Here is a 16218-nt window from a genome sequence, read left to right on the forward strand (position 1 = left end):
TCACCGGCTCGCCCACCACCCGTAGGAGCGGTAGTCGGGGTAGGGCGCGAGCAGCGGGACGACCGGGCGGGTGGTCACCGTGACGCGGTCACCGGTCACGAACTCGCCGGGCACCGTGAACGACGCCTGCGCCCACGGCTGCGCGTCCGGCAGCGTCCACTCCCCGGCGGGGCGGCCGTCCACGTCGACGGCGACCACCCGGGTCCGCTCGCCCGGCAGCGCGGGCCCGGCGCCGATCCGCCCGGTCAGGGTGACCGGCCGGCCGGGGACGGTCCCGCCGAGGGTGAAGGTCTCCCCACCGACGACGTGTCGGCCGCTGTCGGCGACGAGCCGTCCGGGTGCGACGACGGCGCGGTCCAGCACCGAGTCCGGCTGCACGCCGAGCACCGGCGGGTCGGTCGTCCAGCCGTGCGCGGCCTCGTCGGTCATGTCCCCGACGTTCAGGTGGTCGACGATCCGGCCGGGCACCGGCAGGTCCGGTGCCTGCGCGGAGTCCGCGGCGGACCAGTCCGCCCGCCAGATGCTGACCCGGTCGCAGCTGCGGTCGAGCTGGCAGGTCTGCGGCGCGGACGCCGAGATCGGCCGGGCCGGCCCGGCGAGCCCGAAGGTGATGACCGGCTCGGCGCCGAGCAGCCCGGCGCGGCCGAGGTCGGCGACCGGGACCCCGCCCCACCGGTCGAACACCGCGAACCACTGCGGCCGCTCGGGCCCGGGCAGTGCCCGCAGGGCCTCGTACAGCGTCCCCGGCCCGTTCAGCGACGGTGCGGCCATCCCGTTCGTGGTCAGCCCGACCAGGTCGACGGTGCGGTGCCCGCCGAACCAGGCCGCGGCGCCGACGTCGTTGACGGCGACGGCGTCGCCCGGCGGCACGTTCCCGGCGATCCACTGCGCGACGCTCACCAGGCCCTCCCGCATGGCCGACGCCTGCTGGCCCAGCCGGAGCGCCCAGGCCGGCGTCGCGGCGAGGGTGAACAGCAGCACCACCGCGAGCAGCCCGGTGCGCGCCGGCCGGTTCCCGACGAGCCCGGCACCGAGCACCACGAGCAGGAGCAGCAGCGGCAGGAACGGCTGCAGGTAGCGCAGGTCCTGCCACATCGCCGTGGTCAGGGTGGCGACGGCGAGCACCACCGACGCCAGCCCGCCGCCGAGCACCACCGCGAGGACGCGCTCCCGGCGTGCGGCCAGCACGGCGACCCCGAGTACGGCGAGCACCAGCGCGAGCGGCGCCAGCACGTCCTGCCCGGACAGCCCGGACAGCGACGCGAGGATCGCGGCGACGTTGCGCTGCACGTGGTCGGCGATCTCCAGCGGCTGGCGCAGGAACCCGGTGTGCAGCCACGACTTGGCGAGCACGCCGTTGGCCTGCGACGTCCCGGTGAGCACCCGGTACAGCAGCAGCTGCCCGGCGAACACCACCACCGGCACGGCGACGAGCGCGAGCCGTCCCCACGGACGCCCCGCCCGCGCGGCCGGACCCGGGACCGGGCGCAGCAGCGTCCACGCCATCGCGGCGGTGAACGCGGCGGCGAGCAGGAAGCCCTCGGGCCGGGTGAGGGCCAGCAGCGCCGCGACCACCGGCGTCGCGCGGAACCGGGGACGTTCGCGCAGGTAGGACAGCAGCGTCCCGGTGGTCAGCGCCGCGAGCAGCCCCACCTCCATGCCGCTGGCCCCGCCCCACAGCAGCGGCCCGCACAGCGCGGTGAGCAGCCCCGCCCACCACCCGGCCGCGCGGCCGCCGAGCCGGGTCGCGGCGGCCGAGGTGAACCCCGCCGCACAGGCGACCCCGACGACCCCGCCCACCACGGCGACGGCGAGCAGCCACCGGCCGTCGAACCCGACCGCGTGCGCGGCGCCGAGCAGCACCATCCAGAGCAGGCTCGACGCGCCCGTCGTGATCTCGGCGCCGGGCTGGTAGCGCAACGGCTCGCCGTCGCCGAACTGCCGGGCGTACTGCAGGTGGATGTAGACGTCGTCCAGCGGCGGCACGAGGCTGCCCCGGTTGTAGCCGACCGACACCGCGACGAGGACCGCCCCGAGCAGCAGGGCGAACGCCCCGGAGACGACGGGGGCGTGGGTACTCCGGTCGGTGGAAGGGGACGTCACGCCCCGCATCGTCGCCGGTCGGGGTGCGGATACCTGCATGAGGGTGTCGGGGGTCCCTCCGTAGAATCCCGCTGGTGAATCCCGACGTGCTCGCCGACCTGGTCCGTGACGTCGCGCGGGACGTGCTGCTCCGACGCGACCTGGACGTCTCCGCGCTGCCGGCCGATGCCGGTGTCGAGCGTCCCCGCAACCCCGACCACGGCGACTACGCCACCAACATCGCGCTGCGCACCGCCAAGAAGGCGGGTGTCAACCCGCGCGAGCTCGCGACCTGGCTGGCCGAGGAGCTGGCCACCCGCGACGGCGTCGCGAGCGCCGAGAACGCCGGGCCCGGGTTCATCAACCTGCGCCTGGCCGCCGACGCGCAGGGCGCGATCGTCGGGGAGGTCCTCGCCGCGGGCGCGGGCTACGGCACCGGCGACGAGCTGGCCGGGCGCAACGTGAACCTGGAGTTCGTCTCCGCCAACCCGACCGGACCGCTGCACCTGGGCGGGACCCGGTGGGCCGCGGTCGGCGACGCGCTGGGCCGGGTCCTGACCGCGCGCGGCGCGAAGGTCACCCGCGAGTACTACTTCAACGACGCCGGCGCCCAGATCGACCGGTTCGTCGCCTCCCTGGTCGCGGCCGCGAAGGGCGAGCCGGCCCCGGAGAACGGCTACGGCGGGGCCTACATCGCCGAGATCGCCCAGCGGGTCGTCGGGGCCGAGCCCGGCGCGCTGGAGCTGCCCGAGGCCGAGCGGGACGAGGTGTTCCGCCGGGTCGGCGTCGGCTTCATGTTCACCGAGATCAAGCAGAAGCTGGGGGAGTTCCGCGTCGAGTTCGACGTGTGGTTCCACGAGCAGTCGCTGCACGACTCGGGCGCGGTGGAGACCGCCGTCGCCGCGCTGAAGGAGAAGGGCTCGCTCTACGAGTCCGACGGCGCCTGGTGGCTGCGCTCGACCGACCACGGCGACGACAAGGACCGCGTCGTCATCAAGTCCGACGGCCGCCCCGCCTACATCGCCGGCGACATCGCCTATCTGCGCGACAAGCGGGCCCGCGGGTTCGACCTGTGCATCTACATGCTCGGCGCGGACCACCACGGCTACGTCGCCCGGCTCAAGGCCGCCGCGGCCGCGTTCGGGGACGACCCGGCGGTCGTCGAGGTCCTGATCGGACAGCTGGTCAACCTGGTGAAGGACGGCGTCCCGGTCAGGATGAGCAAGCGTGCCGGCACCGTCGTGACGATGGACGACCTGGTGGAGGCCGTCGGCGTCGACGCCGCGCGGTACTCGCTGGTGCGCTCGTCGGTGGACTCGGGCCTGGACATCGACCTGGACCTGCTAGCCAGCCGGACCAGCGAGAACCCGGTGTTCTACGTCCAGTACGCGCACGCCCGGCTGTCCTCGCTGGCCCGCAACGCCGCCGACCTCGGCATCACCCCCGGCGAGGACTACGGCCTGCTCTCCCACGCCCGCGAGGGCGACCTGATCCGCACCCTGGGCGAGTTCGGCGACGTCGTGCGCACCGCCGCCGAGCTGCGCGAGCCGCACCGGGTGGCCCGCTACCTGGAGTCCCTCGCCGGCGCCTACCACAAGTTCTACGACTCCTGCCGCGTCCTGCCCCAGGGCGACGAGGAGGTCTCCGACCTGCACCGGGCCCGGCTCGCGCTCTGCGTCGCGGCCCGCACGGTGCTCGCCAACGGCCTCGCGCTGCTCGGTGTCGACGCCCCGGAACGGATGTGACATGAGGGCACACCCCGCAGGCCCGATGCACGCGGGCCTCACCCCCGCGCCCGAGTCGGCCGGGCCCCGCCCGGAGAGCGCCGCGGCGCTCGACGAGCTGGCCCCGGCGGTCTGGCCGCGGCACGCCGCCCGCGGCGAGGACGGCGCGTTGCGCCTGGCCGGCGTCGACGTGCGCGATCTCGCCGCGACCCACGGCACCCCGCTGTTCGTGCTCGACGAGGACGACTTCCGCGGCCGCTGCGCCGAGTTCGCCGCCGCGTTCGGGGCGCAGGCCGTGCACTACGCGGCCAAGGCGTTCCTGTGCACCGAGATCGCCCGCTGGGTCGCGCAGGAGGGCCTGTCGCTGGACGTGTGCTCCGGCGGTGAGCTGGCCGTCGCACTGCGTGCGGAGTTCCCGCCCGAGCGGATCGCGCTGCACGGCAACAACAAGTCCCTCGCCGAGCTCGACGCCGCGGTCGAGGCGGGGGTCGGCGGTATCGTCGTCGACTCCTTCGACGAGATCGCCCGGCTCGCCGATGTCGCCGCCGCGCGGGACACCGTCGCGCCGGTGCTGATCCGGCTCACCGTCGGCGTCGAGGCGCACACCCACGAGTACATCGCCACCGCGCACGAGGACCAGAAGTTCGGGTTCTCCATCGCGAGCCAGGACCAGAAGGACTCGCCCGCGCTGGAGGCCGCCCGTCGCGTCCTCGCCGCGAGCCACCTGAGCCTGGTCGGGCTGCACAGCCACATCGGCTCGCAGATCTTCGAGACCGAGGGCTTCGAGGCCGCCGCCCGCCGCGTGGTGAAGGTGCTCGCCGACCTGCACGCCGAGCACGGCGGCGAGAACCTGACCGCGCTGCGGACGCTGGACCTGGGCGGCGGCATCGGCATCGCCTACCGGCCGGGGGACACCCCGCTGTCGATGCCGGCGCTGGCCGAGGAGCTGCGCGCGATCGTCAAGCGCGAGTGCGCCGCCTCCGGGCTGGACGTGCCGGCGATCGCGGTCGAGCCGGGCCGGGCCATCGCCGGACCGGGCACCGTCACCGTCTACGAGGTCGGCACCGTCAAGGACGTCCCGCTCGGCGGGTACTCGCGGCGCTACGTCAGCGTCGACGGCGGGATGAGCGACAACATCCGCACCTCCCTCTACGACGCCGAGTACGACGTGCGGCTGGTGTCCCGCGCCAGCGGGCGCGACTCGGTGCCCGGCGGGGAGACCCCCGTGCTGTCCCGGGTGGTCGGCAAGCACTGCGAGTCGGGTGACATCGTGGTGCGCGACTGCTGGCTGCCGGCCGACCTCGCGCCGGGCGACCTGCTGGCCGTCGCGGCGACGGGGGCCTACTGCTACGCGATGGCGTCGGGCTACAACCGGCTGCCGCGCCCCGCTGTCGTCGCGGTGCGTGACGGGGTCGACCGGACCCTGTTGCGACGCGAGACACTGGAGGACCAGTTCCGTTTCGAGGTGTGAGCGCAGCCGGGTGAGAACCACCACCCGGACCCGTCTGCACCCGTCCGACCAGGAATGATCGGCGCGCGCCCGAGGGGTGCGTGCACGCGAGGAGGACACGTGGCGAGCGAGACCGGCGCCGTCCGGGTGGCACTGCTGGGCTGCGGCACCGTCGGCACCGAGGTGGTCCGGCTCATCACCGAGCAGGCCGACGAGCTGGCTGCGCGGGTGGGGGCCCGCATCGAGCTGGCGGGGGTCGCCGTGCGGCGACCGCACCGGCACCCCTGGCTGACCGAGAACTTCCCGGATCTGGTGACCACCGACGCCGGCGAGCTCGTGACGCGCGACGACGTCGACGTCGTCGTCGAGGTCATCGGCGGGATCGAGCCGGTCCGCGGCTGGCTGCTGGAGGCTCTCAAGTCCGGCCGCTCGGTCGTGACGGCGAACAAGGCGCTGCTCGCCGAGGACGGCCCGACGCTGGCCGAGGCCGCCGACGCCTCCGGCGCCGACCTCTACTACGAGGCCGCGGTCGCCGGGGCGATCCCGCTGCTCCGCCCGCTGCGCGAGTCCCTCGCCGGGGACCGCATCACCCGGGTCGCCGGCATCGTCAACGGCACCTCGAACTTCATCCTCTCGGCGATGTCCGCGGGCGGCACCTCCTACGTCGACGCGCTGGAGGAGGCGACCCGGCTGGGCTACGCCGAGGCCGACCCCAGCGCCGACGTCGACGGCTACGACGCCGCCTCGAAGGCCGCGATCCTGGCGTCGCTGGCGTTCCACACCCGCATCACCGCCTCCGACGTGCACCGCGAGGGCATGCGCGAGGTGAGCGCGTCCGACGTCGCGGCCGCCCGCAGGCTCGGCTGCACGATCAAGCTGCTCGCCATCTGCGAGCGCGTCGTCGCGGCCGACGGGGCCGAGTCGGTCTCCGCCAGGGTCTACCCGGCGATGGTCCCCGACTCGCACCCGCTGGCGGGCGTCGACGGCGCCTTCAACGCGGTGTTCGTCGAGGCCGAGGCCGCCGGCCAGCTGATGTTCTACGGCCAGGGCGCCGGCGGCGCGCCGACCGCCTCCGCGGTGCTCGGCGACCTCGTGGCGGTGGCCCGCAACCGGGTCGGCGGCGGCCGCGGGCCGCGCGAGTCGGCCTACGCCAGCCTGCCGGTGCGCCCGATCGGCGAGGTGCCGACGCGCTACCACGTCGACCTCGAGGTGGCCGACCGCGAGGGCGTGCTCGCCGCGATCGCCGGTGAGTTCGCGCAGCAGGGCGTGTCGATCGCCGCGGTGCGTCAGACCGGCGGCGTGAACGGCTCGGTGGACCGGGCCGACGGCTCGGACCGCAGCCAGGCCCGGCTGACGGTCGTCACGCACTCGGCGCCGGAGGCCGCGCTGTCGGCGACGGTGTCGGCGTTGCTGGACCTCGACCACGTCCTCGGCGTCGCCGGGGTGCTGCGGGTCGAGGGCCTGGGCCGCGCGGTGAGCGCACTGGGTATGGGCGAATGACCACCGACGAGGGATCAGGGAGTGGACCGGTCGTGACGGGCAGCGTGCGAGGAGTCCGGGGGCCCGCTTCCGGCCCCTTCGGTCCGGTGACCCAGGTGACCGGCGCGGTCGCGCCGCCACCGCCCGGCCAGTGGCCGGGTGTCATCGAGGCCTACCGCGACCGGATGCCGGTGCAGCCGGACTGGACCGTGGTGACCCTGGGGGAGGGCGGTACGCCGCTGCTCCCTGCCCCGCGGCTGTCCGAGCGGACCGGCTGCCAGGTCTACCTCAAGGTCGACGGCGCCAACCCGACCGGCTCGTTCAAGGACCGCGGCATGACGATGGCGGTCACCGCCGCGCTCGCCGACGGCAAGTCCAGCGTGCTGTGCGCCTCCACCGGCAACACCTCGGCGTCGGCGGCCGCCTACGCGACCCGTGCCGGGATGACCTGCGCGGTGCTCGTCCCGACCGGGAAGATCGCGCTGGGCAAGCTCGCCCAGGCCGTCGCACACGGCGCCCGGATCCTGCAGATCGACGGCAACTTCGACGACTGCCTGGAGCTGGCCCGCAAGACCACCGCCGACTACCCGGCGATCGCGCTGGTCAACTCGGTGAACCCGACCCGGATCGCCGGGCAGGCCTCGGCCGCCTACGAGATCTGCGACCAGCTGGGCCGCGCCCCGGACGTGCACTGCCTGCCGGTCGGCAACGCCGGCAACATCACCGCCTACTGGTACGGCTACCGCGGCTACCACGCCGACGGCATCGTCGACACGCTGCCGCGGATGTTCGGGTTCCAGGCCGCCGGTGCCGCCCCGCTGGTGCACGGCGCCCCGGTGAGCGAGCCCGAGACGATCGCGACCGCCATCCGGATCGGCGCCCCCGCCTCGTGGAAGGGCGCGACCACCGCCCGCGACGAGTCGAACGGGCGCTTCGCCGCCGTCACCGACGACGAGATCCTCGCCGCCTACCGGATGCTGTCCGCGCAGGAGGGCGTGTTCGTCGAGCCGGCGTCGGCCTCCAGCGTCGCCGGGCTGCTGCAGAGCCGGGAGAACGGCACCCTGCCCGCGGACTCGCTGGTGGTGTGCACGGTGACCGGGCACGGCCTCAAGGACCCCGACACCGCGCTGCTCACCGCGCCGGACCCGGAGATCGTGCCGATCGACCCCGGCGCGGTCGCGGCGGCGCTCGAGCTGGCCTGATGGGCCGCCCGACGCGGGTACTGGTGCGGGTGCCGGGGTCGACGGCCAACCTGGGCCCCGGCTTCGACTCCCTCGGCATGGCCCTGGCGCTCTACGACGAGATCGAGGTCGAGACCTTCGAGACGCCGGGACTGTTCGTCGACGTCGCGGGGCAGGGCTGCCGGCACGTCCCTCGTGACGAGCGTCACCTGGTCCTGCGGGCGATGCGCCTGGCCTTCGAGACGTTCGGCGGGGCGCCCGCGGGGCTGCGGCTGCGCTGCCTCAACGCGGTGCCGCACTCGCGCGGGCTCGGCAGCTCCGCGGCGGCCGCCGTCGCCGGGGTGACGGCCGCGGCCGTCCTGGCCGGGCGGGACCCGGAGCTGGAGCGCGACGCGTTGCTGCAGCTCTCGGCCGGGATGGAGGGCCACGCCGACAACGCCGCGGCCAGCCTGCTCGGCGGGTTCGTGGTGGCCTGGGAGGCGGCGGGGTCGGCCCGGCGCTTCCATGCCGAGAAGCTGGAGGTGCACCCGGACGTGCATCCGGTCGCCTGCGTGCCCGACGTCGAGTCCTCGACCAAGACCACCCGCGGGCTGCTGCCCGAGCAGGTCCCGCTGGCCGACGCCGCGTTCACCGGCAGCCGCTGCGCGCTGGCGGTGCTGGCGATGACCCGGCGGCCCGACCTGCTCATGGCGGCCACCGAGGACCGGCTGCACCAGCCCTACCGGCGCCCGGCGTACCCGTCGTCGCTGCGGCTGGTCGAGGCGCTGCGCGAGCACGGCGTGCCGGCCGCGATCTCCGGCGCCGGGCCGACGGTGCTGGCCCTGACCGGCGACGGCGCGCTGCCCGACGGCGTCGACACCGACGGTTTCGCGGTGCAGCGGCTGCCGGTCGACACCACCGGTGTGCAGGTCGAGGTCCGCTGATCCCGGTTCCGTGCCGGGAACGTGAGGTACGCGACCCCGTGGATCGGCGCGTCGTCCGAGGGGGGTTGTTGCCGCCCCGGGGTGTACGGACTAGTCTCGACCGCGCATGGCGATCCACGCGACATCGGCGTAGTCTTGCGGCCGGGCCCGCTCGCCCGATCTCCTTTCTGAATTGGACTCGGAATCCCGAACGGGCGGCCTGACTCCCGCGACGTCGTCGTGGGACTCCATCTGTGAATGCTGCCGATACGGGGTCTCCGTATCGGCCGAGTGTGTGACATCCCCTGACCTGGACAGGTAACCGGGTCGGTCAGGAAGGAACTCTGTGAGCGAGACCGATCTCGCCGGTACCGGGACCGCGTCTGCCGAGGCGGCGCCCCGCCGACGCGGCGGCCTGTCCGGCATGGTGCTGGCCGAGCTGCGCCAGCTGGCCACCGAGCTGAACGTCCCCGACATCTCCGGCATGCGCAAGGGCGACCTGATCGCGGCCATCAAGGAGCGTCAGGGCGGAGCGGCGGCGGCCCCCGCGAAGAAGCCGAAGGCGAAGGCGGAGCCCGCTGCCGCCACCGGCTCCGACGGCGCGGACGCGTCGCAGCTCGCCCTCGGCGACACCGCCGCGGCCCCCGCCGGCAACGGCGCCGCTGCGCCGGCCGCCCCCTCGGCACCCGCCGAGCAGGTCGGTGACCAGGGCGGACAGTCTGCGGAGAAGGCCGAGGCCCCCGCGCCGCGCACCCGTCGTCGCCGTGCGGCGACACGGCCGGCCGGCGCCCCCGACGCCACCGCGACCGACGCCGCCTCCGGCACGTCGTCCGGCAACGTCGCGGCCCCGGCCGTCGCCGAGAGCGCCCCGGCCGCCGCGCCCGAGCAGGCCGCTCCGGCCGCGAGTGCGCCGACGCAGGCCGAGAGCACCCCGGCCTCGGCCGAGGAGCGTCGCGAGGACGCCGACGGCGCCGGCCGTCGTGGCCGGACCCGCCGCCGCGGCCAGGGCGACGACAACGGCCAGAAGGACGCCGGTCCCAAGGACGCGCCGAAGGACACCCCGAAGGACACCGCGTCCGACGCGGGTCAGCGGGACGCCGGCCAGCGCGACGCCCGTCGCGACGCCGACGGCGACGACACCGGCTCCGACGGCGACCGCCGTCGCGGCCGCAACACCGACCGCAACACCGACCGCAACACCGAGCGCAACACCGAGCGCAACACCGAGCGCAACACCGAGCGCAACACCGAGCGCAACACCGAGCGCGGTGGCGACCGCAACGGCGACGCCCGCGAGGACAACGGCCGCGGCAACGGCGCGAACGGCGACAACGGCCGTGGCGGACGCAACCGCGACGGCGACGACTCCGGGCGCGGCAACCGCGGGAACCGCAACAACGACCGGACCGGCGACCGCGGCGACAACCGTGGCGAGCGGAACGGCGACCGGAACAACGACCGCAACGGCGACCGCGTCAACGACCGGAACAACGACCGGGGCGCCGACCGGAACGACTTCCGTGACGACGACGGCGACGACGGTGACGGCCGCGGCCGCCGCGGTCGCCGGTTCCGCGACCGCCGTCGCGGCCGGGACCGCGAGCGCACCGGTGGCGGCGCCGGCGGCGGCGTGGACACCGAGATCCGCGACGACGACGTCCTGCTGCCGGTCGCCGGCATCGTGGACATCCTCGACAACTACGCGTTCGTCCGGACCACCGGTTACCTCTCCGGCCCGACCGACGTCTACGTGTCGATGTCGATGGTCCGCAAGAACGGCCTGCGGCGTGGCGACGCCATCACCGGCGCCGTCCGCCAGCCCCGCGAGGGCGAGCAGCAGCGGCAGAAGTTCAACCCGCTGGTGCGCGTCGACTCGATCAACGGGCGGGACCCCGAGGCCGCGCGCAACCGGCCCGAGTTCACCAAGCTGACTCCGCTCTACCCCAACGAGCGGCTCCGCCTGGAGACCGACCCGTCGCAGCTGACCACCCGCGTGATCGACCTGATCATGCCGGTCGGCAAGGGGCAGCGTGCGCTGATCGTCTCCCCGCCCAAGGCGGGCAAGACGACGATCATGCAGAACATCGCGAACGCGATCACCACGAACAACCCCGAGTGCCACCTCATGGTCGTCCTCGTCGACGAGCGGCCCGAGGAGGTCACCGACATGCAGCGGTCGGTGAAGGGCGAGGTCATCGCCTCGACCTTCGACCGCCCGCCGGCAGACCACACCGCCGTCGCCGAGCTGTCCATCGAGCGGGCCAAGCGCCTGGTCGAGATGGGGCACGACGTCGTCGTCCTGCTGGACAACATCACCCGGCTCGGCCGTGCCTACAACCTGGCCGCGCCCGCCTCGGGCCGGATCCTGTCCGGCGGTGTCGACTCCACGGCGCTCTACCCGCCGAAGCGCTTCCTCGGCGCGGCGCGCAACATCGAGGACGGTGGCTCGCTCACCATCTTCGCGACCGCGCTGGTCGAGACCGGGTCCACGATGGACACGGTGATCTTCGAGGAGTTCAAGGGCACCGGCAACGCCGAGCTCAAGCTGGACCGGAAGATCGCCGACAAGCGGATCTTCCCGGCCATCGACGTCGGCGACTCGAGCACCCGCAAGGAGGAGCTCCTGATGTCGCCCGACGAGCACGCGGTGATGGTGAAGCTCCGCCGTGTCCTCGCCGCGCTCGACGACCAGCAGGCACTCGACCTGGTGCTCAGCCGGCTCAAGAAGACCAAGACCAACATCGAGTTCCTGATGCAGGTCGCCAAGAACACCCCCGGCAAGGACGAGGACTAGTCCGAGCCGCGCCGTCCGGGCCCCGGTGGGAATTCCACCGGGGCCCGGATGGTTGAATGGACCGTCAGCTTCCCGGCACCGGTTCACCCTGGTCCTACCAGGGACCCGGCGGCCAACGATGAGGAGAGAGCCATGCGCGAGGGAATCCACCCTCAGTACGTCGACACCCAGGTCACCTGCGGTTGCGGCAACCAGTTCACCACCCGCAGCACCAAGAACAACGGCGCCATCAGCGTCGAGGTCTGCTCCGCCTGCCACCCGTTCTACACCGGCAAGCAGAAGATCCTGGACTCCGGTGGCCGCGTGGCCCGCTTCGAGGCCCGCTACGGGAAGCGCGAGCGCGCCGCCAAGTAGCTCCCGACACGGCGCCCGTCGCCTCGCCTCGTGCGAGGAGGCGGGCGCCGTTTCGCGTTCCCGCCCCAGCGCCTCGAAGGAGCCACCGATGAGCACGCAGTCGGTCGACGCCCTGCTCGACGAGCACGCCGAGCTGGAGCAGCGCCTCGCCGACGCGAGCGTCCTCTCCGACCAGGCGCAGGCCCGCAAGCTGGGCCGTCGCTACGCCGAGCTCGGGCCGGTCGTGCGCTGCGCCCGCGAGCTCGCCCAGGTCCGTGAGGACCGCGACGCCGCCCGCGAGCTGGCCGCCGAGGACCGCACCTTCGCCGCCGAGGCCGACGCCCTGGACACCCGCATCGTCGAGCTCGAGACCGAGCTGACCGAGCTGCTGCGCCCGCGCGACCCGCACGACGGCGACGACGTCCTGATGGAGGTCAAGTCCGGCGAGGGCGGCGAGGAGTCCGCGTTGTTCGCCGGGGACCTCGTGCGGATGTACACCCGCTACGCCGAGAGCCGCGGCTGGAAGGTCGAGGTGCTCGGTGCCACCCCGTCCGACCTGGGTGGATACAAGGACATCACGCTGTCGCTGCGCAGCAAGGACCCGGTCGACGGGGTGTGGGCCGCGCTGAAGTTCGAGGGCGGCGTGCACCGCGTGCAGCGTGTCCCGGTGACCGAGTCGCAGGGCCGCATCCACACCTCGGCGGCGGGCGTCCTGGTCTTCCCCGACGCCGACGACACTCCCGACGTCGAGATCAACGACGCGGACATCCGGGTCGACGTCTACCGGGCGTCGGGCCACGGCGGGCAGAGCGTCAACACCACCGACTCCGCGGTGCGGATCACGCACCTGCCGACCGGCATCGTCGTGACCTGCCAGAACGAGCGCTCCCAGCTGCAGAACAAGGCCCGTGCGATGGACGTGCTGCGGGTCCGGCTGCAGGCGAAGGCCGAGGCCGAGGCGGCCGAGGCGGCCTCGGAGCAGCGCCGTTCGCAGGTCCGCACGGTGGACCGCTCCGAGCGGATCCGCACCTACAACTACCCGGAGAACCGGATCTCCGACCACCGGGTCGGGTTCAAGGCCTACAACCTGTCCGCGGTCCTCGACGGCCACCTGGCCGACGTCCTCGCCGCGCTGACCGCGGCCGAGCGTGCCGAGGCCATGGCGGGGGAGCAGGAGCAGGAGTGATGATCCCCCGCTCAGGTGATGCACCGGTCACCTGCGGTGTCCCCGCGCCCCGCAGCCGCGACACTGGACGCGTGACCGAGACGACGACCCCGGCGGCCGGCAGCCGGCTGCCGCTCCGGGTGGCGATCGCGGAGGCCGAGCGCACCCTGGCGGCCGCCGGAGTCGCGTCCCCGCGCGTCGACGCGGAGCTGCTCGCCGCGCACGTGCTCGGCTCGTCACGGTCCACGCTGCTGATGACCCCGCTGGTGGACCCGCCGGTCGTCGAACGGCTGCAGGCCCTCGTCGCCCGCCGCGCCACCCGCGAACCGTTGCAGCACATCCTCGGCACCGCGGTGCTCGGCCCGGTCGAGGTCGCCGTCGGACCGGGGGTGTTCACCCCGCGCCCGGAGACCGAGCTGCTGCTGGAGTGGGGCCTCGCCGCGATCCGCGACGTGCACCGCCCCCGGGTGCTCGACCTGTGCACCGGGTCCGGCGCGCTCGCGCTGGCCTTCGCGGTGTCGCGGCCCGACGCCGAGGTGCACGCACTGGAGGCCGACCCGTCGGCGCTGTCGTGGACCCGGCGCAACCTCGACGCGCACGTCGCCGCGGGCGGGCGCCCGGTGACCCTGCACGTCGCCGACGTCCGGTGGACCGACCTGCTCATCGAGCTGGAGGGTGCGGTCGACCTGGTCGTCTGCAACCCGCCCTACGTCCCGGACGGCACGCCGGTGCCGCCCGAGGTGGAGCGCTGGGACCCGCCCGGCGCGGTGTTCGGCGGTCCCGACGGAACCGAGATCATCCAGGCCGTCGTCCGCGGCGCCAGCGGATGGCTGCGGCACGGCGGACACCTCGCGATCGAGCACGACGACACCCACGGCGAGACGGTCCCGGCGCTGCTGCGCCGCCGTCGCACGCTGGGGGAGGTCACCGAGCACGACGACCTCACCGGTCGCCCGCGCTTCGTCACCGCCCGCCGCGTCCCCTGCCCCTGACCCGCGCGGACGTGAGCCGCCCCGCGGCTGTCCGCGGCGCGGTCGTATCCTCGCGAACCGTGAGTGCACCGCAGACCCAGCCGCTGTTCGACTGCAGCGTCCCCGCCGAGCGCACGCGTGGTCTGACCGCCGCCGCGCGCGCCGTCCGGGCGGGTGAGCTGGTCGTCCTGCCCACCGACACCGTCTACGGCATCGGCTGCGACGCGTTCAACGGCACCGCCGTGCGCGCGCTGCTCGCCGCCAAGCGGCGCGGCCCGGACATGCCGGTCGGCGTGCTGGTCGGCTCCTGGACCACCATCGACGGTCTCGTGTCGACGGTCCCGCAGTCCGCGCGGGCCCTGATCGAGGCGTTCTGGCCGGGCGAGGTGTCGCTCGTCCTGGAGCACGCGCCGTCGCTGGCCTGGGACCTGGGCAGCACCCGCGGCACGGTGATGCTGCGCATGCCGCTGCACCCGGTCGCACTGGAGCTGCTCCGCGAGGTCGGGCCGATGGCGGTGTCGAGCGCGAACACCTCGGGCAACCCGCCGGCGTCCAACGTGACCGAGGCGATCACCCAGCTGGCCTCGACCGTGCAGGTTTACCTCGACGGCGGCCCGTCCGGCGACCCGGTCGCCTCGACGATTGTCGACCTCACCGGCGCCCGTCCGCGCCTGCTGCGGGAGGGCGGGGTGACCGCCGAGCAGGTCGAGGAGGTCGTCGGCCAGGAGATCGACCGGGTCTGATCCGGGTCGCACGCGGGTGTGATCACGCCTGCACGGCCGCAGCCTGCGGGGATGGCAGCGGGTAGCGTGTCCCGGCGTGAGCGAGCAGACCTTCTGGGGACCGGACTTCCACGCACTGCAGCAGCAGGACCCCGAGATCGCCGGCGTCGTGCTGGACGAGCTCGAGCGCCTGCGCGGCGGACTGCAGCTCATCGCGAGCGAGAACCTGACCAGCCCGGCGGTGCTGGCCGCGCTTGGGTCGACGCTGTCGAACAAGTACGCCGAGGGCTACCCCGGCCGCCGCTACTACGGCGGCTGCGGCGTCGTCGACGTCGCCGAGAACATCGGCAACGCCCGGACCAAGGAGCTCTTCGGCGCCGAGCACGCCAACCTCCAGCCGCACTCCGGCGCGAGCGCGAACCTCGCCGCCTACGCCGCGTTCGCCAAGCCCGGCGACACCGTGCTGGCCATGGACCTCAAGCAGGGCGGCCACCTCACGCACGGCAGCAAGGTCAACTTCTCCGGCCTGTGGTTCAACGCGGTGTCCTACACGGTCCGAGAGGACACCGAGGTCATCGACTACGACCAGGTCCGCGACCTGGCCAAGCAGCACCAGCCGAAGATCATCATCGCCGGGGCGACCGCGTACCCGCGCCTGATCGACTTCGCGGTGTTCCGCGAGATCGCCGACGAGGTCGGTGCCAAGCTCATGGTCGACGCCGCGCACTTCATCGGCCTGGTCGCCGGCAAGGCCATCCCGTCGCCGGTGCCCTACGCCGACGTCGTCACCGCCACCACGCACAAGGTCCTGCGCGGCCCGCGCGGCGGCATGGTGCTGTGCCGTGCGGAGCACGCGAAGGCCATCGACAAGGCCGTCTTCCCGTTCTCCCAGGGTGGCCCGCTGATGCACGCGGTCGCGGCGAAGGCCGTGGCGATGAAGGAGGCGGCGCAGCCGGAGTACCAGGCCTACACCCGCCAGGTCATCGCGAACGCCCGGGCCCTGACGAAGAGCCTGGAGTCCGAGGGGATGCGCGCCGTCTCCGGCGGCACCGACAACCATCTCGCCCTGCTGGACCTGCGGCCGATCGGCGTCACCGGCTCCGAGGCGGAGACCCGCTGCGACCGCGCCGGCATCACGCTGAACAAGAACGCGATCCCCTACGACCCGGCGCCGCCGATGAAGCCGTCCGGCATCCGGGTCGGCTCGCCGAGCGTCACCACGCAGGGGATGAACGAGGCCGACATGGCCGAGGTCGGCGCCCTGCTGGCCCGCGCGGTCAAGGCCGAGCACGACACCGCGGCCGGCGACGCCGAGCTCGCCGACGTCGCGAAGGCGGTCACCGCACTCGTCGCGAAGGCACCGGCCTACCCTCGGGGGTGACCTGAGACCCACGGCGGAGGCGGAGAGGCGCTCG

The 16218-nt window shown here is 74.0% G+C and carries 12 protein-coding genes; 11 read left to right on the forward strand and 1 reads right to left on the reverse strand.

Annotated elements, in window-relative coordinates; genetic code table 11:
- On the reverse strand, positions 1 to 2103 hold the full coding sequence (locus tag KPL59_RS05555; RefSeq protein WP_226360145.1) for a hypothetical protein: 2103 nt from the start codon (positions 2101 to 2103) through the stop codon (positions 1 to 3).
- Between the two features lie 74 nt (positions 2104 to 2177).
- Here KPL59_RS05555 and argS point away from each other — a divergent pair, with 74 nt between their 5' ends.
- From argS to glyA, 11 genes are all read left to right on the forward strand, one after another.
- Entirely contained in the window at positions 2178 to 3827 is a 1650-nt protein-coding gene (argS, locus tag KPL59_RS05560) for an arginine--tRNA ligase (protein WP_226360146.1), read from the forward strand.
- Position 3828: 1 nt separating this feature from the next.
- Complete coding sequence (lysA, locus tag KPL59_RS05565) at positions 3829 to 5277, forward strand: diaminopimelate decarboxylase (protein ID WP_043280474.1); 1449 nt, start codon at positions 3829 to 3831, stop codon at positions 5275 to 5277.
- 99 nt (positions 5278 to 5376) lie between these two features.
- Positions 5377 to 6756 (forward strand): homoserine dehydrogenase, encoded by a 1380-nt coding sequence (locus tag KPL59_RS05570; protein ID WP_020626020.1) that lies wholly within the window; start codon positions 5377 to 5379, stop codon positions 6754 to 6756.
- Between the two features lie 164 nt (positions 6757 to 6920).
- Positions 6921 to 7937, forward strand: coding sequence for a threonine synthase (gene thrC / locus KPL59_RS05575; RefSeq protein WP_255676560.1), 1017 nt, complete (start codon positions 6921 to 6923; stop codon positions 7935 to 7937).
- Complete coding sequence (thrB, locus tag KPL59_RS05580) at positions 7937 to 8839, forward strand: homoserine kinase (RefSeq protein WP_020626022.1); 903 nt, start codon at positions 7937 to 7939, stop codon at positions 8837 to 8839. The genes thrC and thrB overlap by 1 nt, the downstream gene beginning before the upstream one ends.
- 325 nt (positions 8840 to 9164) lie before the next feature.
- Positions 9165 to 11612 carry a transcription termination factor Rho gene (gene rho, locus KPL59_RS05585; protein WP_374111598.1) on the forward strand — a complete coding sequence of 816 codons (2448 nt, stop codon included), beginning with the start codon at positions 9165 to 9167 and terminating at the stop codon, positions 11610 to 11612.
- Between the two features lie 132 nt (positions 11613 to 11744).
- Positions 11745 to 11966, forward strand: coding sequence for a 50S ribosomal protein L31 (gene rpmE / locus KPL59_RS05590; RefSeq protein WP_020623493.1), 222 nt, complete (start codon positions 11745 to 11747; stop codon positions 11964 to 11966).
- Between the two features lie 88 nt (positions 11967 to 12054).
- Positions 12055 to 13131: a peptide chain release factor 1 gene (gene prfA / locus KPL59_RS05595; protein ID WP_226360148.1), complete on the forward strand. Its 1077-nt coding sequence runs from the start codon at positions 12055 to 12057 to the stop codon at positions 13129 to 13131.
- Positions 13132 to 13202: 71 nt separating this feature from the next.
- A complete protein-coding gene (prmC, locus tag KPL59_RS05600) occupies positions 13203 to 14102 on the forward strand; it encodes a peptide chain release factor N(5)-glutamine methyltransferase (RefSeq protein WP_226360149.1) in 900 nt (299 codons plus the stop codon).
- Between the two features lie 59 nt (positions 14103 to 14161).
- Positions 14162 to 14824, forward strand: a complete 663-nt coding sequence (locus KPL59_RS05605) for an L-threonylcarbamoyladenylate synthase (protein WP_020622279.1) — start codon at positions 14162 to 14164, stop codon at positions 14822 to 14824.
- A 76-nt stretch (positions 14825 to 14900) separates the two neighbouring features.
- Entirely contained in the window at positions 14901 to 16184 is a 1284-nt protein-coding gene (gene glyA, locus KPL59_RS05610) for a serine hydroxymethyltransferase (RefSeq protein WP_020622278.1), read from the forward strand.
- The last annotated feature ends 34 nt before the right edge of the window (positions 16185 to 16218 follow it).

Origin of the sequence: Pseudonocardia sp. ICBG1142 (assembly GCF_020496255.1) — a bacterium.
Taxonomy (GTDB): Bacteria; Actinomycetota; Actinomycetes; order Mycobacteriales; family Pseudonocardiaceae; genus Pseudonocardia.